Here is a 24,578-nt window from a genome sequence, read left to right as displayed (position 1 = left end):
CCCCTATAGCGATGTGCGTTTCAGGCGCCTTCGCTAACCTTCCTTCCGCAAATCTCCCGGCGTGATGCCGAAATGTTTTTTGAACACCCGGTAGAAATACGCGATGTCTTCGTAGCCGGACAGCTGCGCGGCATGTTTGATTGGAAGCCTGTCTACCGCGATAAGAACCCGAGCCCTCTCCATACGCTTGCGGACGATGTAATCGGACAGATTCTCGCCCGACCACGATTTGAACATCCGGCTAAGATGCTCCCGGCTGACCAGGAACTGTCCCGCTACCGTCTCGAGCGAGATCGCGTCCTGGAAGTGGGCGTCGATGTAGCTTCTGACGTCCACCATGTCGAGGCGGCTGCGCGAATGGCGGAAAGTCAGCAGCGCTTCGACCGCCTGGCCGAACAAAAATCCAACCGCTTGAACGGATTGTTCCGCGTTGCTCCCGCCACCGTTCAACCCCGCGCGATCCCCGCCGTCCGGCAGCAGCAGCTCCAACGTCGCGTCTTGCTCCGACAGGAATTGCTCCAGCATGAGCAGCAGGTCGCCCGCGACTCTCGAAGCGCCGCCCGGCTCCGCTATCGGCGTCTCAAGGAGCGCGAAGCCTCGGGCCATCGCTTCGAACGCGGCCGCGATCCCGTCCTTGTCCAGCGCAAGCAGACTCGAGTAGACCCGCTCGCGCATGCTTGCGTATCGCTGCGTCGCTTCCAAGCTGGCGAAGATGGACGAAAGGGGCACGGCCTGCCGTCCCAGCTCTTCCTTGCACTTCGCGAGCGCCGCGTTCAGCTCTTCTGGGTTGATCGGCTTCAGCAAATACTCGATCGCCTTGGAGCGGATCGCCTGCTTCAAATAAACAAAATCGTCATAACCGCTCATCACGATGATTTTCACCTCGGGATGGCGGTCATGCACCGCCCGCAGCAGCTCGACGCCTTCGACGCCCGGCATTCTCATATCCGTCACGACGATGTCGGGACGGAGCTCCCCTATTCGGCGCAAGCCCTCGGTGCCGTCTTCCGCTTCGCCTGCTACGCGGAGTCCAAGCTGCTCCCAGCGGCCGAGCGCCTTCACCACTTCCCTCGACCAAGGCTCGTCGTCGATGATCAATACGTTATACATACCGATCCCCCCTCTCTATCCCGGTGCCTGCCGAGCTCGCGCCGTTCGCCGGCATCGTCATGACGACCAGCGTGCCCGCGCCTTCCGCGCTGAAGAGACGCACGCCGTAACGTCTGCCGTAACGGATCGTCAGCCGCGCATGAACGTTAAGCAATCCGATCCCCCTTCTCCCCTTCCGCTCTTCCGGCGCAGGATTCTGCCCACGTTCGGACGAGTCCAGCTCCTTTCGGAGCAGAGCCAGCTTGCCCGGCTCCATGCCGACGCCCCCGTCCTTAACGATAAGGACGAGCCGCTTCCCGATCAGCTTCGCCCGCACCTCCAGTTCCCACTCGCCTTCCTTCCTTTGCAGCCCGTGCTCGAAAGCATTCTCCACGATGGGCTGCAAGGTGAACTTTGGAATCCGGACCTCGCCCGCGTTTTCATCGGAGGTCACGGCCGCGATGCATCTGCCGGCAAACCTCTGTTCCTGGATGAACAAATAATTGGCGGTATGCTTCAGCTCGTCGTTCAGGCAGACCGTCTGCTCTTCTTCGGAGCTGATGGAATAGCGGAGCAAATCCCCGATCACGTGCGTAACGCGGTAAATTTCCGGTGCGCCCTTCGCAAGCGCCATTCCGCCGATCATATGGAGCGTATTGTTCAGGAAGTGGGGGTTGATCTGGGCTTGCAGGGCGATGAGCTGCGCATTTTTTACTTCGATCTCATGCTGGTATTCGTTCTCGATCAGCGCTTTAATGCGCGCCATCATGAAATTGTAGCCCGCCTCGAGCAGCCCGATTTCGTCTTTGCTTCGCACGGACTTCATCTCGAAATCGTGGATATGCGATTTGCGCATCGTCCTCGCGAGGCTGACGATCGGACGGCTGATGCGAAGCGATACGACGATGGACAGCAGGATGGATACGGCCGTGAACAAGACGCCCGTCCAGAGGCCCGCCGTCATCGTCTTCTGCGCGATGGCATCGATCGTCGCGGCCGGAATCGCCTTGACGACATGCAATTGGCCGTCGCTGACGCGCCTCGCGAACACGTAATAATCTTCCGTCTTGCGAAAGGCAACGGATGACGATGCCAGGTTCAGGCCGTCCAAGCTCCGGCGCAGCTCCGCATCCTCCGGTAACGGCGAAGAGCCTGGAAGCAGCTCTCCCTCGTCGCTTACGAGGAAGATCGCGCTTTCCGGCTCCGATTGCAATATTTTACCCGCTTGTTCCCATACTTTGCGGTCGATCCGCGCGGAAATGCCCCCGATCAGCTCTTGGCCTTGGAACTCGTTCATGGAATGGTAGGCGCTCAGCGCATCCCCGGACGCTTTGAAATAAAGGCCCGCCGGTTCGCGGAGCATCCGGCTCCAAGGTCCTTCGCCAATATCGAGCGAATGGGTCAGGCCGCTGTTCGCGTAGTTGACCGAATAGGCTCTCCCCGTAGAATGAACGTAGAGGGTAAGATGGTCGATCTTGCGCGAGAACGAATAGTAGGCCGTATTCATCGCGGCAAGCAGCTCGTTCTGCAGAAGGTATCGCTCTGACGCTTCCAGCCCGTCTGCGCGCGACAGCTTGCCAATCAGCTCCGAACGGATATGGAGCGAATAGAACAGAGTGTCCACCTGTTGAATCAATTCATCCAAATATTGGCTGGCCCATATCATGCGGGACTCGTTGGCATCGATCATTTCCTTCTCTACCGAGCTTCTCGTATTGTTCGTCGCCTGCCATGTGACCGTAATGACGGGAAGCGTCGTGAGACATATCATAAGTACCATAAGCCGGAAGCGGATGCTGATTCCTTGAAGCGGCATAGTCTCCTCCTGCCCCCGGCTGTCCGGGAAAGTTCGATGGTTATTCACTTCGACAATTCGACAAAACGAAAGCGTTTTCCTGCTCCCTCGCTCTACGACGTCCGGATCAGCTCGAACCGGTCGAACGCCGCCCATGCGCCTGCGTTAGCCGAGGACCAGACGCCGATCTCGATCTCGCCCGCCGTCACCGCGATGCCGCTGATCTCGTAAAGCGTCCAGTTCGCCGAACCGCTGGGGATGGGAGCGGTCAGCTCGGCCCCGCCGTAGTCCTTCGCGTACAGGTGCAGCGCTTGATGTCCCGTTCCGGAGCGCGCCCACACCCTAACCGCATAAACGCCGTTCGGCACCAGCTCCGTCTGGCCGGTGAGCTGCTGGTACGCGGCGCCCGCCCAATGCGTCAGCTTGTAGCTGCCGGAAGCGGGTCCGTCCAAGTCCGCCTTCTGGGCGAGAGGGCCGCCGTGCCATTCCGTCCAACCCGCGGCGCTCCCGTCCTCGAAGCCCGGATTCGCCAGCCAGTTCGCGGGAACCAGCTCGAACGCGTCGAACGCCGCCCAATTGCCGGCTTTCGCGTCCGACCATACACCGATCTCGAGCTGCCCGTCGGTGACGCGGATCCGGTCGATGGTGTACGTCTGCCAATACTGCGAAGCAGCGCTCGATACGTTCTCCCGCCGCTCCAGCCCGGATGTCTTCGCGTACAGATGCAAGGCGTTCTGGCCGCCCCCGGTCCTTGCCTTAGCGCTTAGCCGGTACAACCCGTTCGGGACGTTCACCGTCTGCCTGGTCAACTGGCGGTAATCGGACGCCGCCCAATGCGTCAGCTTGCGCGCGCCGTCGTACGGCAAGTCGGTATCGACGCTTTGCGCCTGAACGCCTCCGTTCCAGTCGTTCCAGCCGGACGCGGAGCCCGTCTCGAAGCCGGGATTCGCGAGCAGATTGCCCGCGGAACCCGCGGCGACCGGGATCAGCTCCAGCCAGTTGGCGTTCCAGCCTCCGGCAAGCGCCGTCATCCGGAGCGTCTGCGCTCCCGCAGCCAGATTGACCGTTCCTTGCACGGTCGTCCACGATTGCCAGCCTCCCGTTGCCGGAACGCTCATCGTGGCGAGAGAAGTCCCGCCTGAGCTAATCCCGATTCCGCCCGGCGCGCCGCCCCCATTGCCGCTCGCGACGCGGATTCGAAGCTTGTAAGCTCCCGCTGCAGGGGCGAAGACGCGATACTCCATCCAATCCCCGGTGTCGACGAACCCGACGTTCAGGCCGCCGCTCGCGTCCGTTGTTGCCTCCGTCTGCACGCCGGAAGCGGCATTATGGTTCTCCGCCTCGACGAGGCCCGGCAGCTCGCGGACGCCCGTGGCGGAAGCACTGAGACCATAGCCGATCGGGAAGAGCGGCGCATAGCCGGAGTCGTTGAAGTTCGCGGGAATTTGTGCCATGCTCCCGGGCCAAGTGAACGGAAGCTTGCCCGTAAAATCGTAATCCCCGAACAGGACGTCGGATACGCCCGCTCCCTCCGTGCCGGGCAGCCAGGCCGCGACGAACGCTTCCCAGTCCGGCAGCAGGCTGCCGATGGTCATCGGCCGTCCCGACAGCATGATCACGACGGTGGGAACGCCGCTAGCCTGCACGTTAGCCAGAACCGTCTGGTCGGCGGCGCTCAGATTCAGGTCGGGCCTTGGCTGACCCGCGCCAACGTCGCCCATCATTTCGGCCGATGGCGCCTCCCCTACGACGACGATGGCCGCGTCATGCCCGGACGCCCCGGTTCCTCCTGCGGAATAGGTGACGTTCGCCGCGTTCGTTACGGCGGCTTGGATCCCTTGAAGAATCGTCGTCCCCGGCGTGATGGCGCCTGAAGAGCCCTGCCAGCTGATCGTCCAACCGCCGGATTGCGTGCCGATGTCGCTTGCTTTCGAGCCGGCGACGAATAGCTTCGCGTTTTTGTTCAGCGGCAGCAGCTTGCCTTCGTTCCTCAGCAGCACCGCGGACTTGCGCACGGCTTCCCTCGCCAGCGCCCGGTGCTCCGCTCCCCCGAACGATCCGTCCGCCAGAAGGCTCGCGTCCGTGTAAGGCGCCTCGAACAGCCCCGCCTCGAACTTGACCCTGAGAATGCGGGACACCGCATCGTTGATGCGCGACACGCTGACTTGCCCGCCGTTCACGAGCGCGGTAAGTGTCGGAATGAACTGCGACCAGTTGTCCGGCTCCATGAACATGTCGATGCCTGCGTTTACCGTCGCTTTCAACGCCTCGGAATAGTTCGGGTAAACGCCTTGGTTGACCATTGAGTACGCTCCGTTCCAATCGGACACGATCATGCCGTCGAAGTTCAAGTCCTGCTTGAGCATATCCGTAATGAGATGGGCATTCGCGTGCATCTTCGTCCCGTTCCAGGTCGTCAGCGAAATCATGACCGACCTCGCTCCGGCGGCGATCGCTTCCCGATAAGGCTGGATATAGGGATCGAGGGCGCTTTCGGACAACGTGATGTTGCCTTGATCGTCGCCGGCGGTCGTGTTGCCGTCGCCAAGCCAATGCTTGACGGTGCCGATCGCCTTCGTCCCTTTCAGAAAACCTGCATCGCCGGGCATTCCTTGAAGGCCTTCCACGAACGCCGTTCCCAGCTTGGCGACGAGAGCGGGATCCTCGGAATAACCTTCGTACGTCCGTCCCCAACGGATATCTTGAGGCGCGCACAGGCAAGGCGCGAAATCCCACTGGATGCCGGTCGTCCTTATTTCCTTGGCCGTCGCCGCCCCGATCCGGCGCACGAGCGACTCGTCTCCAGTCGCTCCGAGTCCGACATTATGCGGGAATATCGTGGCTCCGTACACGTTGTTATGGCCATGGACCGCATCGACGCCGTACAGGATCGGGATGCCGAGACGCGTGCCTAGCGCAGCGGATTGGTAGCCGTCGACCATGGCCGCCCATGCCTCCTTCGTATTGGGGGAAGGGTTGGACCCTCCCCCGCTCAATACGGAGCCGATGAAATGTTGGCCGACCTGGGCCGGCGTCGCCGCGAGCCGTTCCACTTGCAGCATCTGGCCGATCTTCTCCTGCAGCGTCATGCGTCCGAGCAGGTCCGATACCCTTTGTTCGACGGGCAAGGACGGATTCTGGTAATCGTTCGCATAGGCCGCGCCCGGAAACGCGGCTAACGTCGCCAGCAAAGCCGCCGCCAGCGCGGCCGAAACCCATTTTCGAAACATCGTTCCGCTCATCGCTTCCGTCCTCCCTACTCGAACACTCGGAAGTCGCTAATCGACCACCAGCTCGGTGACGCTTCCTTGAGCGTGACCCTGATATAGCGGGCTTCCGTAATCGGGAAATTCGCGGCGATCGCAGCCGAAGCGCCTTCTCCGCTTGCCACGGTTCTCCAGCTAGTGCCGTTCGAGGATACCTCGATCACGTACCCTCTTGCATAATCGCCCGTGCTTGCGCCCGAATCCATGACGATATGGTTGAACCAACGGCTTGCGCCCATGTCGACCTGGAACGTCTGGCCGCTTGCCTGCGGAACTCCGCCGCTCCATCTTGTCGACGCGCTAGCGTCGAGCGCATTGCCCGCGCTGCTTCCCGCTTCCGTCTGCGAAGCCGACGCCGTCCAGCCCGCTCGCGCCAGTTCCTTCTCTCCGTACACCTGCAGATCGGCGATCGACCACCAGCTGCTTGCCGTTCCGGTCTGCACGACCCGGATGTGGCGAGCCGTCTGTACCGGGAATTGCACAAGTAGGGCAGCATTCGCGTTCGTCCCCGAAGCGACGGTAGACCAGCTCGTTCCGTCGTTCGACACTTGAATCTGGTAGCCGCGCGGATAATCGCCAGCGGAAGCCGCCGTATCGAGCAGCAGCCGGTTAAACGTCTGAGCCTTGCCCATATCGACCGCGTAAAATTGGCCGTTCGCCTGCGCGGCTCCATTGCTCCAGCGCGTAGTCAAGCTGCCGTCAATCGCCCCGCCGACGGAATCTCCCGCGTCCGTCGAAGACGCGCTGGCCGTCCAGCCGCTCCGAACGAGCGAAGGCTCGGAATACACGTGAAATTCCGAGATCGACCACCACTCGTGCGCGTTCCCGGTCTGCGCGACGCGGACGTACTGCGCGTACTGAGGCCCGAGGACGATCGATTGCTTCCAGCCGAAGCCTTGGCCGCTTGCGACCGTCGTCCAGCTTGCGCCGTCGTTCGATATCTGCACCTGGTAGCCCCGCGGATAATCCCACTTGTTCGCCGTGCCCGTCTCGAACGAAATTTGGTCGAATGTTTTTTTCGCGCCCATGTTCACCTGGAACCATTGTCCGTTCGCCTGGGATACGCCGCTGCTCCAGCGCGTCGAGACGTTCCAGTCGATCGCGTTCGCCGCGGATCCGCTGGATTCGGTGGAGGAAGCAGTTGCCGTCCAGCCGGACATATCGATCGGAACGGTCGCCATCCATGGCTCTCCGGAAGCAAACCGGCTCACGACGTTAATGAATCTCGAGTTCGGCGAGAACTGCGACGTCCCGAATGCCCCGAGCTTGGAGGCGATCGTCGCGGAAGCGTCGTTATTGATCACCGGAAGCGGATTGGGATTCGAATTGTAGAAGCCCCAATAACCTCCCGCACCTTGGTAATGGTCTTGCCGCACCTTGTACGACCAGTTCGTCCACGAAATATTCATCGCGTTCAGCCCCGACATGAACTTGGCCCAAACATCGTCATTATGGTACAGCGAGTATTCGCCGAGCAGAATCGGCACGTTCCAATTCGGATCGTTCTGGATCGATCCGACCGACGCCAAGGTCGTCTCGACGAGCGCGTTCTGCGCGTCGACGTCCTTGCCGCCGGGCATGTCGTACGGATGCACCTCGTAAACGACGTTCTGCCAGCCGTAGACGCTTGGCGCATAGATGCTGTTAAAGTTGAAGAACGCCGCGATATAAATCGTATGGTCCGGATCGATCGCCCTGACGGCATCATACAGGCGGTCGTAATACGCGCTCTTCTGCGCGACGTCGTCCGCGTCCTCTGCATAATCGATCAGCGGCTCGTTGATCAGGTCGTAGCCCGCGACCGCCGGGTTGCCCTCATAGCGGGTCGCGATCGCCTCCCAAATATCGACGACCATATCCTGATAAGCAGTCGTCGTCCAGAAGGCGTTCGGATTCGGGCCTACGCGTCCGCAGCTCCCCCATGGACAGCCGCCTCCCGGCACCGTATGGAGATCAAGCAGGACATACATGTCCCTCTCCGCCGCTTCGGCTATGAGCCAGTCGATGTTCGTCCACGCGCCCGGCTTGACAGCGCCGCTTTCGTCCACGATTTCGAACCAAGCGATCGGAAGGCGGATCAGGTTCATGCCCATCGCCTTGATGTTATCGATGTCGCTTTCCACGATCCAGGTATTCTGATGCGTTGTATAGAGACTCTCCCTCGTCGTTGCTCCAAAACGTTCCCCAAGCGTGGAATACAAGGAATAATCGTCGTTGTTGAGACTGATGCTCAGTTCGCCGATCGACCACCAGTTGCCGGCGCTGCCCGTTTGGTTAATACGGATATATCTCGCGCCCACCGCCGGGAAGTTGATCGGCGTCGCCTTGCGGAGGCCCTGTCCGCTGGCTACGGTCGTCCAAGCGGTGCCGTTCTGGGACACTTGCACCGTATACCCGCGCGGGTAGTCTTGCTCGTAACCCGTGTTTTTGGCCGTGTCGAGCACGATTTGGTTAAATGTGATTTTGGCGCCGAGATCGACCTGGAACCATTGACCGCTCGTCTGCGCCGCGCCAGTGCTCCAGACCGTGCCCGCATTGCCGTCCCTCACGTTGCCCGGCGACGTGCCGGCTGCGCTTGAAGAAGCGCTCAGCGTCCAGCCCGAACGCTCCAGGCTGCCGCCGGAGAATACAGACACGTCCGCGATCGACCACCAGCTCGAGCTGCTTCCGGTCTGGACGATCCGGATTTCCGTCATCCAGTACGACCACCAGAATTCCGCATGGATGAACCGCGACGCGCCCGCACCGCTCGCGTATTTGGTCCAGACGCCGTCCGTCAAACCCCAGACCTCGTAGCCGCGGGCATAATCGCCGGCGGAGGCCGGTCCCGCATCGATCAGAATCCGGCTCACTTCCTTGTTCCCGCCAAGGTTGATCGTAAACGTCTGTCCGCCCGTCTGCGCCGTTCCGCTTGTCCATCTTGTATTCACGTTGCCATCGAGCGCATTGGCCGCCGAGCTTCCGGAACCGGTCGATGAAGCGGTGGCCGTAAAGCCGCCGTTATTCAGCACGGGGTCGTTAAAAAGGTTAAACTCCGCTACCGACCACCAATTCGATGCAGTTCCCGTCTGATTGATACGGACGTATTGCGCGACCTGCGGCGTCGTTCTGACGACCGTATTCGCGCTCGTAGAAGCTCCGCTCGCGATATCCCTCCACGTCGTCCCGTCATCGGACGCTTGAATCTGATACCCGCGCGGATAGTCGCCCGGTCTGCCCGCAGCGTCCACGTACAAACGGTTGAACAGCGTCGGCGCGCCAAGATTGACCTGGAGCCACTGGCCGCTCGCCTGGTTCGCTCCCGTGTCCCAATAGCTGGTGCCGCTGCCGTCCAGCGTGTTGCCCGCGTTTGCTCCGTTCGCCGAAGCCGACGCCGTCCAGCCTGTCCGATCCGCCGCGAATTCGCCGAGCGGCGACATCCAATCCTCCTGCGCGAGCCAGCCGCCCGCGTTTGTTCCTCTCAGCGTAACGATCTCCCCTGTGCCGCTGTTGTTTTTAATAAACCTCCCGTCCGTCTTCAAAAAATCGCCCGATCCGATGGCCGCCCCCGTCTGCTGCGCCGGACCCGCAAACAACGCGGCTTGTGCCAGCATGGCCAGAATTAGCAGCCTGACCAATTGCGGTTTGGCGGCGGCCCGAATCCCCGTGTTACCCATCTTGCATCATCTCCTCTTCTTTTTGGGTTGTCTCAAAGTATTTATGATAACGCTTTCATTTCCAACTATAGTATACTGCAAGAGCCGGTCCCGCTCATTCGATTCTTTTAACCTCGCCCATTGCATTTTATTGATGACAAGCGACTATTCCTCTATTACTCCGACTAGCGGCGCTGCGGTCCGTTAAAGATGGAATACGGGCGATGCGGATGTTACGATTGGAGGGGACGATAGTAGAATATGTACACAGCAGCAGCCGGTCATCACGACCGGCTGCACAGTTAAGTAATCCAGGTATGTTAATGCTTTCAACTTCTAACTGGGCATGCTATCGTTACTTCGAATTTTTTTGTACTCTGCTTTTTCCTTGATCATTCGGGTCGTTAGAGCGGGACGTGGTATGCTTTGGATTGGTTTTATCTGGTTTTGCTTTAGTGCTCAAGTTATCGTTCACCTCCCGTCTTATTCCGTAAAAAGTATTTCTCCAAACCGCTAGCCTTATTAGAAAATGTTTGTAGCACAGTTCCGAAAGTGGTGAACATGATTGACGGATTTAGAATACCGTATCATCGACGATTGGAATGAAGCACGGTGGAGCGCGGTCGAGCGAATCTACGAACAATCGTTTCCTCTTGACGGCAAAAAAAGCCGCGATATTATTCGCCGCATGTTTGAAAAACGGATGTGCCAACTACACACGATTGCCCAGGGCTCAGATATTGTAGGGATGGCGTTGACCGGAATTGATCAACAAGCTGGAGCTTTGCTAATTGATTATATAGCGATTCATAAGGATCTTCGCGGCAGCGGATACGGCCGACAATTGCTTGACCGTATCAAAGAATGGACTCGCACAGTTGCGAATTGCAAAGGGATCATCGTCGAAGTGGAATCCGAACCAACCGAGGAAAACTGCCGGCGAATCCATTTTTGGCAAAGAAACGGTTTCCATCTCGCTGCTTATGTTCATCAGTACATTTGGGTGCCGGAACCTTATCAAGCGATGTATTTGAACTTCGAAGAGAGTAATCGGTTGCCGGACGACGGGAAGTTGTTGTTTCGCAGCATTACTAAATTCCATGAAAAAGCGTATCGTCGTTCTAATAGGGAGTGAGCGCCATGAGAAAAACTCCTATCGAAGTACTTCGGGGATGTGCGACCGCGTTTAAGCGGAGGTTTTTATCGCCAATCAGAATGATCTTCTTTACGCTTTATCGCTGTAAAGCACTTAAACATTCTGATGTGGTAAAAAAAGAAGCGGCATGTCGCGATTCCCATGCCGCTTCTTCTTGTCAGGCTTTGCCCGTTTCGCCCGCGAACGCCCGATTGTAGCACTTCCGGCAGACCGGCTTGTAATCCTCGTTGCCGCCGATCTGGATCTGCTCGCCCGAATTAACGGGCTCTCCGTCGCGGAACCGGATCACCATCGTCGCCTTGCGGTCGCAATACCAGCAGATCGTTTTGATCTCTTCGATCTTGTCGGCATGGACCAGCAGGTTGTAGCTGCCTTCGAACAAATGGTTCTGGAAGTCGTTCTTCAGCCCGAACGCCATGACGGGCACGTTCAGCCCGTCTACCACGCGCGTAAGCTCCAGAATGTGATGCCGCTTCAGGAACTGCGCTTCGTCGATCAGAACGCAATAGATTCTGCCCGACGACGCCATTCGTTCCTTGACGCTCTCGTACATGTCCATGTCTTCGGCGACGGGAATCGCTTCCCGCTCGAAGCCGACGCGGGAGCCGACCCGATCGACGCTGCCCCTGGCGCTGACGGCCGGGGAATAGATCAGGACCGGCTTCCCTTGTTCTTCGTAATTATGGGCTACTTTAATGATTTCGAACGACTTGCCGCTGTTCATCGTGCCGTATTTGTAGTAAAGCTGTGCCAACCGCAATCTCCTCCACTGTCTTAACGAGGTTGTTCAAAAAGTCCACTTTTGATCACGATGTATTTTTTTGAACTCGAATTTATCGTGGATTTATTATACCGCTTTGACCGCTTTTTTGTCTTTACCCTCTTTGCTGCCGGACATGAACCAGCCGCAAGCCGCGATCAGCACGAGCACCGCGTAGAAGGTCAGCTTCCAAGCCGTCGATTCGGCAAAATCATGCGGGATGACATGCAGCGAAGGATGCGCGAGCGTGTGGACCGCCAGCTTGACTCCTACCCAGCCGACGATGCAGAACGCCGCAATTTCCAGGCTCGGCCTGCTCTCCAGCAGCTTCACGAACAACGACGCCGCGAAACGCATGATCAACAGTCCGACGAAACCGCCGATGAAAATAACCGCGAAATGTCCGCCGTCCATACCGCCGATCTTCGGCAAGCCCGATGCCGGCAACGCTACCGCAAGTGCCACGGCCGCCAGGATGGAGTCGATCGCGAACGCGATGTCCGCGACTTCGACTTTGAAGACCGTCATCCAGAAGCCGCTTTTTTTCTTCTCCTTGCCGGCCTCTTTATCGGCCGACTCCTCGCCTTTCTTGACGACGACCTTTCGGAAAATATGATTTAACGCGATGAAGAGCAAATACAAGGCGCCGATTGCTTGCACTTGCCATACGTCGACCAGGAACGAAATGACGAACAACGACAGGAATCGGAACACGAACGCTCCCGCCAACCCGTAGAACAACGCCCGCTTGCGCTGATCATCCGGCAAGTGCTTCACCATGATCGCCAGCACGAGCGCGTTGTCCGCCGCCAGCAGCCCTTCCAGCGCCACAAGTACCAGCAGCACCCAACCATACTCAAGCAATAAACCCAAATCCATTTTCATGCCCCCCAATTGGTTTAATGATTCCCGCTCACGAGCCCCTATCCACGCAAAAAAGACCTTTGCCTCTATGTCGTCATAGAAGGCAAAGGTCTCGCTAACAATGCCGTATAGACATTGCCGATAAAGCCGGAGAATTCGACATTCTCGTAATGACGACTTTATCGTGGCAGCTACTCCCCTTTGGAGGGTAATCATCGGTTTTCGTGTTGCACAGGGTTCTATACGCGCAGCGTTTCGATCGGTTTCAAAAAAATTTTTATTTTTTTGCGGCCCCTTTGATATGATGGATGCATGACCGCCGCGAAAGGAGGCGAAACCAAACATGCCGCTAAAAGAATTGGATGAACGGCAATTGGCGCTGTTGGCCGCGGCCGACGTCGGAAGAACGGCCGTCCTGTTCACGACGCCGTTATGCGGGACCTGCAAAGTCGCCGAACGGATGCTCGAAGTCGCCGAAGCCGCTGGAATCGACTATCCACTCTACAAGACGAACATCAACTTCTCGCCCCGTCTGCGCGACGAGTGGCGGATCGAGAGCGTGCCGTGCCTGGTTCTTCTTAAGAATGGACAATTGGCGCAAAAAGAATACGCGATGCGTTCCGTCGATTATCTTTTCGGACTATTAAAGAGCTAATGCCCGGCAATGGCTCACTCCGGCTTCTCATCCCCGTTCGGCGGCCGGAAACCGCGTCGGAGCTCGGAAATCGAATAACCGAAGTCCATTTGGAGATGGGGATAGTCCTTGAAGCTCTTCCAATCGCCGCCCCAGCTAAAGCCCAGCTTCTTGGCCGCGTCGACGACCTCGAGCCAATCCGGCTTCCCGTTCCGGTTGCCGTCATGCTCCATATCCCATACGATCCGGCCGCCTTTCGTGCGCAAAGCAAAATCGATAGCGAGGCCGTAATTGTGATACGAACCTCCGCCGCGCACTTGCGTCACGATCGGTCCTTTCTGCGTCCGGCCCTGCTCGTACAGCGCATTCTGATCTTCATGGCTGCGGAAGTCGTCGGTGATAACCACCGATATTCCGAGACGTTTCGCCTCTTCGATCAGCAAGTCCGTCTTCTCCATGACGATGGGATGCAATTCCGTGATCGGCGGAACTTCTTTGCGCAGGAAAGGCAGCAGCCTCTCGAGCCGATCCGAATATTCCATCATGACGGACGTCACGATCGTCAGGATGAATAAGATCAGCAATGCCGCGCGCAGCCGGCGGTTTCGCCGGGACGGGCCCCGCTCCGGCCACCCGGATGAAGGCTGAGGTCGCGGCAGCGGCTGGAATGGTGGCATGTCCCCTTCGTCCTCCTTCGAATAGATGAATTCGATCTGCAAACCCTATAGGGGGTGTTCAAATGACGCAAGTTCTATTTAAATAGTAATAGAGCTCGCCGCCGAAAGCAACGCAATCGGCAAGAGCGATACATTGGAGGAAAAACGATGAGCGAAACAAAGGCGCACGAAATAGCGGCTTGGATGTTTAATGAAATGAAACATGCCGGCATGTTGTACCAGGCCGACGCGGTGGAGCATATTCGGAAGCGGTACGGGGAGACCTATATTTACGTTAACGAGAGCGGACATGCTTCCATCGACAAGGAAGTCAAAAAAGCGTTCAAAAAAATGCACGGCGGCAAGGCTGCCTGGGATCGCGACTCGTTTTTCTGGGGATGGACCTCTGCGATCAAGGAGTAGCAAGCTGCTTGCATACCAAACAAGGTGAAACGGCTGTCGCCGTCCTTTGCGGCGCGGCGCGTTTCATTCCGAGAAATATAAGCCCAGTATAGAGAAAACTTATACTTTCTTATATTTAAATAAATCGGGAGGAGCGCCAGGATGCGTCCTTCCCGATTCTTTTTCACCGCAATATAGGTATTCTCACAGCCCCGCGATAATCTCGTAAGAACGTACGCGCGCCGCATGGTCGTAAATGTGGGCAGCGACCATGATTTCGTCGGCGCCGGTCGCTTCGATATATTGCTCGAGCTTTGCCTTCACCGTTGCGGGACTGCCCGCGATCGAAGAGCCAAGCTGTTGCTGCAGCATGTATTTCTCTTGCTGCGTCCACAATGCTTCCATGTCACGTACCGGCGGCGGCAGCGGCCCCGGGCGGCCCCGGACAAAGCCAAGGAAAAGCTGCTGCATGGAGGTCGCAAGATAGGCGGCTTCCTCGTCGGTATCCGCCGCCACGACGTTGACGGCCACCATGCCGTACGGTTCGTCCAGCACGGCTGAAGGCTGGAAGACGCTGCGGTACAGCTTCATTGCGGGAACCGTGTACGTCGGGGAGAAGTGGCCCGCGAAGGCAAAAGGCAGACCAAGCTTGCCCGCGAGCTGCGCGCTGAAATCGCTGGAGCCCAGCAGCCAGATCGGGATGTCCGCGCCTTCGCCCGGAATCGCCCTCACCGCCATCGCTTTATCGGCTCCTTCCGGATCGATGAATGCCCGGAGCTGCTCCAGCTGTTCCGGGAAGTTGCCGCCGTTCGTGCCCCGCTCGCCGCGAAGCGCGGTCGCCGTCAGCTGATCCGTGCCGGGAGCTCGCCCTAGCCCGAGATCGATCCGGCCCGGGAACAAAGCCTCTAGCGTCCCGAATTGCTCGGCGATGACAAGCGGTGCGTGGTTCGGCAGCATGATGCCGCCTGCGCCGACGCGGATATGCGAAGTGCCCGCGGCCACATGGCCGATGACGACCGACGTGGCGGAGCTTGCGATGCTAGGCGAATTATGATGTTCCGCGAGCCAATAACGATTGTATCCCCAGCTCTCGGCATGTTGTGCCAAATCAAGCGAGTTGCGGAGCGATTCCGCTACCGTCCCGCCTTGGATGATCGGTGCGACGTCCAGCACGGATAACGGAATGCCGAATGAGGAATGCAGCTTGTTCGGCTGCCGTTGCGGTTCTTTTTTTGCCATTATCATCACCTGCTGACTTTAAGATACTGTAATTTTATTATATACAGTTTCCGAAGTCAAACCCGTGCCGCAAAAGTTTTCGTTTGGCCGTTACTGAAGCGGTACATCGAAAGCAGCAACGACGGCACGCATTTCGTTCAAGCACCGGCGTTCTTCCCCCGCCAAATAATCGAACGCTTCGCCCACCGTCGCGAAGTCGAGGAACGGCTCCGCGAGCGGATAGTCAAGATGCCGTTCCGTCGCGTCGAGAATGTCGTCCTTCTGGATGCGAAGCCTTCGAAGCAATTCATCGAGAGAAGGAGGCATGACCGTCCAATTGCCCGGACTGCTCCCTTCCGGAAATAAAGTATGGTAATGCGGGGGCAGCCTCCACGAATCGCCCACTTTCGGGAAGAGGCCATGATCCCACACGACGAGCACATGCCCGATCAACCATCTCAGGCTGGCGGCCCGCCCGGCGGGAATGTCGTTCAGCCGTTCCTCCGGCGCATGCTCCGCAAGAACGATTGTCTCGTGGCGAAGCTTCATGAACGATCGTATCGAAGCAGGCAGTCCGCGATCGGCCAAATCCCTTGCCGTTCCATCTTCGCCCACCCGTTCCCGTTCATCGAACGTTGCCATTTGCCCTTCCTCCTCTTTGCCGTCCGGATGTACTATAATAATATTGACCGTAGTTTAACGTTTGTTCGGAAAAATTTCAAATCATTGCCAAAAGGAGATCAAGATGCCCGTTTCACTGACCCGCCGACAGATCATCCAGCTTTGCGGCCAAACCAACTACGACAGGGGAGCCGCTTACGTGCTTGACGGCAAAGTATCCATCGTGTTGTCCGGCGACGACCGTTACACGGCTACCGTGCAAGCCAATCGGCCATATGCGGTGCATGTCCGTCTAAGAAACGATGGACTCGTCGAACCGGAATGCGGATGTCTGTCCTTTCTAGCGGAAGACTTGTTCTGCAAACATTCGGCAGCCGCGCTGATCGCCATCGAAGAGCGAATGAACAGCGGATTGCTGCGTTCGCATCATCTTGAAAGCAAGGGCAAAGTTTATTTGAACAGCTCGCCGGATCGCGAAATCGTCGAAAATCTATTCGGTTTATTCGGCGATCAACCAAGAAGAGCGGGCGTCAGCCGAGCTCTTAGGGACGATCGGACGGCGCTGACAGCCGAATTCGGCTGCCATCTCATTCCTTCCGCAGACGGCCAACACAGAATCGGACTGGAGCTGAGAGTCGGACTACAAAAGCCGTATATCGTCCAGCGACTGCCGGAATTTCTAATGCATATCGACCAAAGAAGAGACTATCCGCTCGCGAAGCTTTTCCGCTACGATCCGAAGCAGCACCGATTCCTTCCCGAGGATGAACTTGTCATTCATAAGCTGATCACCGTCATCCGGCAAGACGAGCAGTATAAAACAACCGTGCTTCACGGCAAACTTCCTCCTTCCCATACGGTGCAAGATCAACGTTTGCTTATCGTTCCGCCACATGGTTGGGAGGAGCTCCTTTCCGCATTGCTGGCCGCGCGGGAGTTGAAGACGGAAGTGCATCAGGAGGCCAACCGGAGTCGTTCGAAACCCGCTTCTTACGGCAAGCCGCTCGTAAACCGGCCGGAGGAACGATTGCCCGTTAGCTTCGGACTGGACCGTTCGGAACAACAGGAAGGTTATGCGCTGACGTCTTCCGGCATAAAAGATTTGATCCTGCTCGAAGCTTACGGCATGGCGTTCCTGCGCGGAACGTTCTATCGAATGCCTAGCGCCCGGCTGATCCAACTCGCCAAGCTGAAGGAGCTTCTTTTCTCGGATCTGCGCGACACCTTGGAGGAGGAGACCGTCTGCATCGCCCCCGAACAAATGGAACGTTTCATGGAGAGGGTCGTTCCGAGCCTGATGAAGCTTGGGGAGCTTAAGCTGGCGGCGGCGATTTCGGATCGGATCTGGGTCCAGCCGCTCAAAGCCCGCATGTACTTGGACCGCATCCGTGGGCGACTGCTTGCAGGATTGGAATTCCAATACGGCGATATCGTGATCAATCCGCTTGAACAGGCGGATAAGCCGCGGGGGGCCGAACGCATTCTGATGCGCGACGCCGAGAAGGAATCGAACATTTTGAATTTGTTCGAGCAGGAAGGTTTCGTCAGGACGGAAGGCGGTTTCGTGATGGAGGGGGACGACGACGAGTTTCTGTTCCTCCACGAAATCGTGCCGCGGCTGGAGGAGCTGTTGACGGTCTACGCGACCGCAGCCGTGAAGCTTCGAATCGTCGCGGACCCGATTCCGCCGAAGATCTCGCTCTCGTGGGACGAGAGAACCGATTGGCTGGAGTTCAAATTCAACATGGACGGCATCGCCGAGAAAGAAATCAAGGCCGTCGTGCAAGCGGTCGAGGCCAAAAAGCCGTATTACAAGTTGGCAACCGGAGCGTTGTTGCCGCTGAAGACGGAAGCTTTCGAAGCGATGCTGCGCGTCATGAACGGTGTCGGCTTGCATCATCTTGCGCTTCACGGCGACATGGCCCGAGTTCCCATCGGCAAAGCGGCTGCGCTCCTGGACATGCCGCACGCGGGCTCGGTAAAGCTGAACCGTCCCCTGAAGGAGCTGCTGGACAGCCTGCGCGATCCCGAACGGCTCGATTTTCCTCTGCCGGCATCGCTCGGTCCCGTGCTCCGCGATTATCAGAAGACTGGCTTCCAATGGATGAAGACGCTCGCCGCCTATCGGTTCGGCGGCATTCTCGCCGACGAGATGGGGCTCGGCAAGACTGTCCAAAGCATCGCGTTTCTTTTGTCGGTCGTGCAGGATATTCGCGCTTCCGGAAAACCCGCTCTGATCGTTTCCCCCGCTTCCCTAATGTACAACTGGAGGGGCGAGCTAGAACGATTCGCCCCCGGGCTGGTTGCGGTCATCGCCGACGGCAGCAAGGAGGAACGGGAGGATGCGCTCGACTGGACGGCAGGCGGCCAAACGCCGGATGTCGTCATCGTATCGTATCCGCTGCTTCGCCGGGACAGGGATCTGTACGCCGCACAGCGTTTCCATACGCTTATTCTGGACGAAGCCCAGGCGTTCAAAAACGCGAACACGCAGACGGCTGAAGCGGTCAGGGCGCTGCAAGCCGAGTTTCGGTTCGCCTTGACCGGCACGCCGATCGAGAACCGGCTTGATGAGCTGTGGTCCATCTTCCGGGCGGTATTCCCGGGGCTGTTCCCCGATCTACGGCAATTCGGAGAGCTGACGCGCGAGGAAGTCGCGAGACGCAGCCGGCCCTTCCTGCTGCGCAGGTTGAAGTCGGACGTGCTCAAAGAGCTGCCCGAGAAGATCGAGACGCTGCAATCGAGCGAGCTGCTGCCGGAGCAGAAGACGTTATATGCCGCCTACTTGGCCAAGCTGCGCCAAGATTCGCTTAAGCATCTGGACAGCGACGACTTCGGCAAGGCGAGGATCAAAATTTTGGCGGGTATCACGCGTCTCAGGCAGCTGTGCTGCCATCCTGCTTTGTTCGTCGAAGGATACCAAGGAAGCTCGGCCAAGTTCGAGCAGCTGCTCGAGCTGGTCGAGGAATGCCGCAGCACCGGCAAACGCGCGCTTGTCTTCTCCCAGTTCACGGAGATGTTAGGCCTCATTGGCCGCGAGCTCGGCTTCCGGGGCGTGCCGTACTTCTACTTGGACGGCAGCACGCCTGCGGCCGAGCGAGTCGAGTTATGCAATCGATTCAACGACGGGGAGCGCGAGCTGTTCCTGCTGTCGCTCAAGGCCGGAGGCACCGGCCTCAACTTGACCGGAGCGGACACGGTCATCCTCTACGACTTGTGGTGGAATCCCGCGGTGGAGCAGCAAGCCGCCGACCGCGCCCACCGGATCGGACAACGCAACGTCGTGCAAATTATTCGCCTCGTATCCGAGGGTACCGTCGAAGACAAGATGGTCGAGCTGCAGCAGCGAAAAATGAGTCTCATCGACGAGGTGCTCTCTCCGGACGGCAACGCTTCGTCTTCGCTGACCGAAGCCGATCTTCGGGAGCTGCTTTCGATCGGAATTTAGCGAATCCAAGCGCCGGATGCGCAACCTCGTCCAGCAACCGCAGCGTCGATTCCGGCTAACAAAAACAAATGCAAAAAAGCCGCAGCATACACTGCGGCTAAGCGAGCGTCGCCTGGCAAAGCTCCGAGAACAACCCCGCCAGCTCCTTATAGCCCGCGACGATATGATGCGGACGGTCGTCCGTCTCGGGTACCGTTCCCCGATGGTTGAACCAGACGACGGTCCAATCGGCCGCCAAAGCGCCGATGACGTCGTTGCGCCAGGAGTCGCCGATGTAGACGCAGTCTTCCGGCTTCGTGCCCGTCACTTCGTTGATATAACGGAATATCCGCGCATCCGGTTTGTCCCAGCCCACTTCGCCCGATACGAAGATGTTCTCGGGGGCAATCAGCCCCTCCAGGCGCATGGCCTCGATCTTGCGCCGCTGATGGGGACCGGCGCCGTTGGTAACCAATCCGACGATCGTCCCCGTCGCCGCCAGCTCCGCCATCAACTCCCTGGCGCCCGGGAACATCTCGATGTCATACTGGCAGCCGATATAAGCCGCCTGTACTTCGGCCGACTCTTCTTCGGAGAGTTCAATCCCGAATTCTGCGAGTGTCAACTGAAATCGCCGTCTTCTCATGCCCTCCGTCGCATCCCCGGCTTCCATCATGCCCGCTCCCCCGAGCTCAAGCGAAAGGATGTCGCTATAATACCTAAGCCGGTGGTAAGCTTTCTCGTAAGGAAAGTCCGGCACGCGGGAAACCCACTTCGACACCGCCTTGCGGAAGGGGAGCAGATGGTCGTACAACGTATCGTCCACGTCAAAAAAAACCGCTTTGTTCATCGTCACAAATCCTATCTTTGCAGTATTCTGATATGGTAACAAAATTTCAGGCCGACATGCGAAGCGAATACGCGGATTGCGGATTCTGCCACGCCGGCTGCATGGCCGCTTGCCCCATCCGTCCCACGACGTGGAGACCATCCGCGGCCGCAGCATTCGAATAGAACAAGCTGATCAGATCGTCTACCCGGCCCTCGATATAGGCTTCGCGGACTTTGCGCGCCAGCTCTTCCGCGGCCCCGCCTATGCCCCCGGCCGAATCGTCTCCGTCCCGCTCCCGGATCAACTCGTCTCTTACGGCGGTTAACGCTTGACGCGCCCGATGCAGCGCCGCCTTCGCCGCGCCTTCGCTCGTCCCGAGCAGATCCGCCGTCTCGGCGGCCGAATACCCGAGCGTATCGCGCAGCATAAAAACCGTGCGCTGAATCGGAGACAGATGGCGATATAACGCCGAGATCGCCCGCTCGGCATCCGAAGCGTCAACCGCCGCACGCTCGTTAGGCTGCCGGAGGCGATCCAATCGATCCCGAAGCATCCGTCTCCGGCGGCATTCGTCAATCCACGTATTTTTGGCTACCCGTAGCAAGAACGCTTCCGGATTGGCATGCCCCCGCTTCTCCAGACGTACTATCGTCTTCTCCCATGTTTGTTGAACCAAATCCTCCGCGTCCTGAACGGTGCCCGTCAGCGACAGGCAATACCGTTGCAGCTTTCCCTGCAGAACGTCAACCTCCAAGCCTCTATCTTCCGTATTCAATCCCGCACCCCGTTCATGTGTCTTCATTGATTCGCCTCCTTCGCCCGCGACGGAGCGGATTCCGTAGCCAAAACATGATCGTGCTCTAGGGGTAAACGAATGAACAACTGTAAAAGTTACGCGATTTCCGCAAATTCATTATATGTTTTTTGCGGCGTATCTTTCCACTCTTCGGAATCGTTTACCCAGCGCAACCCATTCCAAACGTATTGGAGGCCAAACCTATGAACATCCCTATCCCCTATGTCGTGGAACAAACGAATCGCGGCGAACGATCGTACGATATTTATTCGCGCCTGCTCAAGGATCGTATTATTTTCGTCGGCTCGGAGATCGACGACGGAATCGCGAACAGCGTTATCGCGCAGCTGCTCTTCCTCGCGGCGGAAGATCCCGACAAGGACATCCACATGTATATCAACAGCCCTGGCGGTTCGGTGACGGCCGGCCTTGCCATCTTCGACACGATGCAGTACATCAAACCGGAGATCAGCACGATCTGCACCGGATTCGCGGCTTCCTTCGGCGCCATCCTGCTGCTAGCGGGAGAGAAGGGCAAACGGTTCGCGCTGCCGAACAGCGAAATCATGATTCATCAGCCCCACGGCGGCGCCCGCGGGCAGGCGAGCGACATCGCCATCACGGCCAAACACATTCTGAGCACGCGAGCGAAGCTGAACCGGATTACGGCCGAACGGACGGGGCAGCCGCTGGAGAAGATCGAACGGGACATGGACCGCGATTATTTCATGTCCGCCGAGGAAGCGCTCGAATACGGGATCATCGACAAAGTCATTACGCAGCGGTAATCTCGTTTCGAGCTCTATCGTGACACTCACCTTCGGGGCAAAAGTACAAGCAAATGCTATAACGCTTTCATAGCATGTAGTACTTTTAACAAGAAGAAGGTGTGAATATGGCCAAAAACAAATCGTTGTACAGCACGCCCGCCGAAGGCGTATCGCTTCGCCCCGGCACCGGCAGGGTGTTGACGCAGAACGACCACCACCATCATGATAGTGACGGTGACCATGAACATCATCATCATCACCACCATCACCATGATCCGGGCATCGACGTCCGCGAATACGCTACGCTTCGCCTTTTGGCGACGAACCGCGGCACTTCCGTCTCCAACGTTTATGTGACTCTACTAAGTACGCGGAACGGCGAAACCTCCTATACGCTTGGGAGAGTCAGGCTCGCTCCGGGAGAGTCGTACACGAACACGTACTCCGTTCCGGGCGATTACGTGAACATAAGAGTCTACGCGGCAAGATACGAGGGCGGATGCCGCCGAAGAGTCGACACTATTGACGTCCAATTGTACGGGCACAAATAAATCTGCAAACTTCATAATAGACAAAGGCCAAGCAGGGGAGCATTCCCCCGCTTGGCCTTTCATTCGTTAAACCTTTATTTGGACCAAAGCTCTACGCGATCCTTAACCATTTGCGAAAATTCTTCGTTCAGCTTGGCCACGCCAGCGTCCTCCAGATCCTTCAGGAACGCATCGTATACCTTGTCGAAGTCCGCCGGCTTCGCCAGAATTGCTTCCGGGATCCGTTTCTTCATGATGTCTTGCGTCTTCTGGAAAATAACGTTCGCTTCCGAGCCCGTCTCGAACGGCAGCGTCCATGCCGCGCCGTATTTGCGCTCAGGGAACGCGTCTTTCGCCGGCCACAGATCTCTGTAGGTCGTCGCGCCGTAAGCCGCGAGCGTCTTCTTGTCGGCTTCGGAGTAGCTGGTCACGATTTGCTCAGGGAAGTTCGTCGTGTAGTAGTTGCCACTAGGATCCTGAACGCCGTCGCCGTAACGCGCGGAGATCAGGTAGTTGCCGATGCCTGTCGTTTTCTTGAAGTTATTGTTGTCGTTCGACTTCTTCTCTTGCACGTCGGCAGGAATAACGCGTTTGTCGTTCTCGACGTTGTAATGTTTGCCTTCGATGCCCCAGTTCACGAGCACTTGGCCTTCGTCGGAAGCCAGGTAATCCAGGAATTTGATGGCGCGTACCGGATCCTTGGCATCCTTCGTGATGGCGATGCCGTAACCGGACAGGTACCCCGTTCCTTGGAAGGAATGGTCTTGATACTTTTCGTCAAGCGTGACAGGGAAGCGGGCGTACGTCGAATCGAATTTGCCTTCGGCTTTCAGCGCGTTCTCGGCGTCCGCGTAGTCCCATTGCTGGTCGACCAGGCCAAGGACGCGGCCGGAAGCGATTTTTGCCTTGTATTGGTCATATTTCTGAACGAAGCTTTCCGGATCCAGCAGGCCGATGTCATTCATGTGGTTCAGCCAGCGGAAGTATTCGCGCTCTTCCGGACGTTGGTAGTGCATGATGGCTTCGTGCGTTTCTTGGTTGATAAAGAACTCGCCGTCGTCCGGAGTGCCAGTCGCGTAGAATGCCGGATTCGTTACGGATATCAGAATCTGCCATTCGCCACCGTTCAGCGACATGCCGATCGTCGGTTGTCCGTCTTCTGTCGTCGGATTTTTTTCGATGTAGGCTTTAATCGCGTTCTCGTAGTCTTGAACCGTTTTGATTTCCGGGAAGCCGGCCGCTTCGAGCACCTTGTGCTGCAGCTGGAAGCCGCCGCCCGCTTCGAAGTACGTGTGACCGACGCCGTCTTGCGGCAAGACGTAGATAGCGTCGTCTTCTTCGCTCCAGCGCAGGCGGTTGAAGTAATCGCCGTATACTTTTTTCAGGTTTGGAGCATGCTCTTCGATCAAGGGACGAAGGTCGATCAAGGCGCCGGCGTCAACCAGCTTGCCAGCATTGCCCTTCGGCATGACGAGATCCGGATATTCGTCGCTTGCTACCATGAGGGCGAACATGTCGGCGTCGCTGCCGCCAACCGGGAATTCCTGCTTGAGGGTAACGCCTGTCTTGGCCTGAATTTCTTTGCCGACTTCGCTTTGCATGTCGTCCCAGTTGGCGTTGACGTCGCCCGAAGCCAGACGGATCGTAATCGGTTCAAGCGACTCCTCGCCTGCATTGCCGGCATTGCCGGAATTGCCAGCATTGCCGCCGTTCGCCGCGCCGTTATTGCCGGCGTTTCCGCCATTGTTGCCGGAACAAGCCGCGAGGAAGATAAAGATGAGGACAAGCAGCGTGCTGAACATCATTTTTGCGTTCTTTTTCATCTCTGGTATTGCCTCCCTTTTATAATGTGTCTAACTATATAGAACAGGATACCTGTTGCTATCGAAGGTAGTTCAAAAAGTCCGCTTGCTGTTGACTTTTTGTGTAACGGTTGCCACAGCGTCTAGTTGGTCACTTTCGCCGACTTTCTACATGTAACGGTTGTGAGCACGCCTATTTCTTGGAGTTCGTTCCGATTGAGCGCCTTTTGTGTTCGATAAGCTCCAAGGCAACCGTTAGCCGGTAAAAGCGAGCCCATTAAGCCGTTTAGGCGCTGTGACAACCGTAAGAATTCGCAGCAGCAAA

At 57.7% G+C, this 24,578-nt stretch carries 18 protein-coding genes; 6 read left to right on the top strand and 12 right to left on the bottom strand.

Annotation, left to right across the window (positions count from 1 at the left end; all coding sequences use genetic code 11):
• Window positions 1–33: 33 nt before the first annotated feature.
• The 4 genes from RB620_RS25050 to RB620_RS25035 form a co-directional block, all read right to left on the bottom strand.
• The gene (locus RB620_RS25050; protein ID WP_308099178.1) at window positions 34–1,110 is read right to left on the bottom strand and encodes a response regulator transcription factor; all 1,077 of its coding nucleotides are present in this window, start codon (window positions 1,108–1,110) and stop codon (window positions 34–36) included.
• Window positions 1,103–2,905 carry a sensor histidine kinase gene (locus tag RB620_RS25045; protein ID WP_308099176.1) on the bottom strand — a complete coding sequence of 601 codons (1,803 nt, stop codon included), beginning with the start codon at window positions 2,903–2,905 and terminating at the stop codon, window positions 1,103–1,105. The genes RB620_RS25050 and RB620_RS25045 overlap by 8 nt, the downstream gene beginning before the upstream one ends.
• 92 nt (window positions 2,906–2,997) lie before the next feature.
• On the bottom strand, window positions 2,998–6,126 hold the full coding sequence (locus RB620_RS25040; RefSeq protein WP_308099174.1) for a glycoside hydrolase family 3 N-terminal domain-containing protein: 3,129 nt from the start codon (window positions 6,124–6,126) through the stop codon (window positions 2,998–3,000).
• Between the two features lie 14 nt (window positions 6,127–6,140).
• A complete protein-coding gene (locus RB620_RS25035) occupies window positions 6,141–9,806 on the bottom strand; it encodes a discoidin domain-containing protein (protein WP_308099172.1) in 3,666 nt (1,221 codons plus the stop codon).
• Between the two features lie 544 nt (window positions 9,807–10,350).
• Between RB620_RS25035 and RB620_RS25030 the strand changes: the two genes are divergently transcribed.
• Entirely contained in the window at window positions 10,351–10,920 is a 570-nt protein-coding gene (locus RB620_RS25030; protein ID WP_308099170.1) for a GNAT family N-acetyltransferase, read from the top strand.
• Between the two features lie 178 nt (window positions 10,921–11,098).
• Here the strand turns inward: RB620_RS25030 and RB620_RS25025 are convergent, their stop codons facing one another.
• The gene (locus tag RB620_RS25025; protein ID WP_308099168.1) at window positions 11,099–11,695 is read right to left on the bottom strand and encodes a thymidine kinase; all 597 of its coding nucleotides are present in this window, start codon (window positions 11,693–11,695) and stop codon (window positions 11,099–11,101) included.
• A 93-nt stretch (window positions 11,696–11,788) separates the two neighbouring features.
• The gene (locus tag RB620_RS25020) at window positions 11,789–12,580 is read right to left on the bottom strand and encodes a TerC family protein (protein ID WP_308099166.1); all 792 of its coding nucleotides are present in this window, start codon (window positions 12,578–12,580) and stop codon (window positions 11,789–11,791) included.
• Between the two features lie 328 nt (window positions 12,581–12,908).
• On the opposite strand from RB620_RS25020, the gene RB620_RS25015 reads away from it, so the two are divergent.
• Window positions 12,909–13,220, top strand: coding sequence for a thioredoxin family protein (locus RB620_RS25015; RefSeq protein WP_308099164.1), 312 nt, complete (start codon window positions 12,909–12,911; stop codon window positions 13,218–13,220).
• Between the two features lie 14 nt (window positions 13,221–13,234).
• Here the strand turns inward: RB620_RS25015 and RB620_RS25010 are convergent, their stop codons facing one another.
• Window positions 13,235–13,876: a M15 family metallopeptidase gene (locus RB620_RS25010; RefSeq protein ID WP_374121455.1), complete on the bottom strand. Its 642-nt coding sequence runs from the start codon at window positions 13,874–13,876 to the stop codon at window positions 13,235–13,237.
• 147 nt (window positions 13,877–14,023) lie between these two features.
• Between RB620_RS25010 and RB620_RS25005 the strand changes: the two genes are divergently transcribed.
• A complete protein-coding gene (locus tag RB620_RS25005) occupies window positions 14,024–14,278 on the top strand; it encodes a DUF6953 family protein (RefSeq protein WP_308099162.1) in 255 nt (84 codons plus the stop codon).
• Between the two features lie 183 nt (window positions 14,279–14,461).
• Here RB620_RS25005 and RB620_RS25000 read toward each other — a convergent pair whose 3' ends face one another.
• Both RB620_RS25000 and RB620_RS24995 read right to left on the bottom strand, forming a co-directional pair.
• The gene (locus RB620_RS25000; RefSeq protein WP_308099161.1) at window positions 14,462–15,496 is read right to left on the bottom strand and encodes an LLM class flavin-dependent oxidoreductase; all 1,035 of its coding nucleotides are present in this window, start codon (window positions 15,494–15,496) and stop codon (window positions 14,462–14,464) included.
• A 90-nt stretch (window positions 15,497–15,586) separates the two neighbouring features.
• Window positions 15,587–16,117 (bottom strand): DinB family protein, encoded by a 531-nt coding sequence (locus tag RB620_RS24995; RefSeq protein ID WP_308099160.1) that lies wholly within the window; start codon window positions 16,115–16,117, stop codon window positions 15,587–15,589.
• A gap of 103 nt (window positions 16,118–16,220) precedes the next feature.
• Between RB620_RS24995 and RB620_RS24990 the strand changes: the two genes are divergently transcribed.
• On the top strand, window positions 16,221–19,544 hold the full coding sequence (locus RB620_RS24990) for a DEAD/DEAH box helicase (RefSeq protein ID WP_308099158.1): 3,324 nt from the start codon (window positions 16,221–16,223) through the stop codon (window positions 19,542–19,544).
• Window positions 19,545–19,641: 97 nt separating this feature from the next.
• On the opposite strand, the gene RB620_RS24985 is transcribed toward RB620_RS24990, so the two are convergent.
• A complete protein-coding gene (locus RB620_RS24985; protein ID WP_308099156.1) occupies window positions 19,642–20,373 on the bottom strand; it encodes an HAD family hydrolase in 732 nt (243 codons plus the stop codon).
• A gap of 46 nt (window positions 20,374–20,419) precedes the next feature.
• On the bottom strand, window positions 20,420–21,157 hold the full coding sequence (locus tag RB620_RS24980; RefSeq protein WP_308099153.1) for an RNA polymerase sigma factor: 738 nt from the start codon (window positions 21,155–21,157) through the stop codon (window positions 20,420–20,422).
• A 197-nt stretch (window positions 21,158–21,354) separates the two neighbouring features.
• Between RB620_RS24980 and clpP the strand changes: the two genes are divergently transcribed.
• Window positions 21,355–21,939 carry an ATP-dependent Clp endopeptidase proteolytic subunit ClpP gene (clpP, locus tag RB620_RS24975; RefSeq protein ID WP_308099151.1) on the top strand — a complete coding sequence of 195 codons (585 nt, stop codon included), beginning with the start codon at window positions 21,355–21,357 and terminating at the stop codon, window positions 21,937–21,939.
• 107 nt (window positions 21,940–22,046) lie between these two features.
• Window positions 22,047–22,472 (top strand): hypothetical protein, encoded by a 426-nt coding sequence (locus tag RB620_RS24970; protein WP_308099149.1) that lies wholly within the window; start codon window positions 22,047–22,049, stop codon window positions 22,470–22,472.
• Window positions 22,473–22,546: 74 nt separating this feature from the next.
• Here RB620_RS24970 and RB620_RS24965 read toward each other — a convergent pair whose 3' ends face one another.
• Window positions 22,547–24,274, bottom strand: a complete 1,728-nt coding sequence (locus RB620_RS24965; RefSeq protein ID WP_308099147.1) for an ABC transporter substrate-binding protein — start codon at window positions 24,272–24,274, stop codon at window positions 22,547–22,549.
• Window positions 24,275–24,578 lie beyond the last annotated feature (304 nt).

The organism is Paenibacillus sp. LHD-117 (assembly GCF_030929555.1).
Lineage (GTDB): Bacteria > Bacillota > Bacilli > Paenibacillales > Paenibacillaceae > Pristimantibacillus.
The sequence above is the reverse complement of the archived record's forward strand: the minus strand, read 5'-3'. Positions and strand labels throughout refer to the sequence as shown.

Excerpts from the sequence above, each read along its gene's own strand:
- RB620_RS25015 (WP_308099164.1), top strand. The coding sequence starts at position 12,909 with ATGCCGCTAAAAGAATTGGATGAACGGCAATTGGCGCTGTTGGCCGCG.
- RB620_RS25005 (WP_308099162.1), top strand. The coding sequence starts at position 14,024 with ATGAGCGAAACAAAGGCGCACGAAATAGCGGCTTGGATGTTTAATGAA.
- RB620_RS25045 (WP_308099176.1), bottom strand. The coding sequence starts at position 2,905 with ATGCCGCTTCAAGGAATCAGCATCCGCTTCCGGCTTATGGTACTTATG.
- RB620_RS25035 (WP_308099172.1), bottom strand. The coding sequence starts at position 9,806 with ATGGGTAACACGGGGATTCGGGCCGCCGCCAAACCGCAATTGGTCAGG.
- RB620_RS24965 (WP_308099147.1), bottom strand. The coding sequence starts at position 24,274 with ATGAAAAAGAACGCAAAAATGATGTTCAGCACGCTGCTTGTCCTCATC.
- RB620_RS25050 (WP_308099178.1), bottom strand. The coding sequence starts at position 1,110 with ATGTATAACGTATTGATCATCGACGACGAGCCTTGGTCGAGGGAAGTG.
- RB620_RS25000 (WP_308099161.1), bottom strand. The coding sequence starts at position 15,496 with ATGGCAAAAAAAGAACCGCAACGGCAGCCGAACAAGCTGCATTCCTCA.
- RB620_RS24980 (WP_308099153.1), bottom strand. The coding sequence starts at position 21,157 with ATGAAGACACATGAACGGGGTGCGGGATTGAATACGGAAGATAGAGGC.
- RB620_RS25020 (WP_308099166.1), bottom strand. The coding sequence starts at position 12,580 with ATGGATTTGGGTTTATTGCTTGAGTATGGTTGGGTGCTGCTGGTACTT.
- RB620_RS24995 (WP_308099160.1), bottom strand. The coding sequence starts at position 16,117 with ATGGCAACGTTCGATGAACGGGAACGGGTGGGCGAAGATGGAACGGCA.
- RB620_RS25040 (WP_308099174.1), bottom strand. The coding sequence starts at position 6,126 with ATGAGCGGAACGATGTTTCGAAAATGGGTTTCGGCCGCGCTGGCGGCG.
- RB620_RS24970 (WP_308099149.1), top strand. The coding sequence starts at position 22,047 with ATGGCCAAAAACAAATCGTTGTACAGCACGCCCGCCGAAGGCGTATCG.
- RB620_RS24990 (WP_308099158.1), top strand. The coding sequence starts at position 16,221 with ATGCCCGTTTCACTGACCCGCCGACAGATCATCCAGCTTTGCGGCCAA.
- clpP (WP_308099151.1), top strand. The coding sequence starts at position 21,355 with ATGAACATCCCTATCCCCTATGTCGTGGAACAAACGAATCGCGGCGAA.
- RB620_RS24985 (WP_308099156.1), bottom strand. The coding sequence starts at position 20,373 with ATGAACAAAGCGGTTTTTTTTGACGTGGACGATACGTTGTACGACCAT.
- RB620_RS25010 (WP_374121455.1), bottom strand. The coding sequence starts at position 13,876 with ATGCCACCATTCCAGCCGCTGCCGCGACCTCAGCCTTCATCCGGGTGG.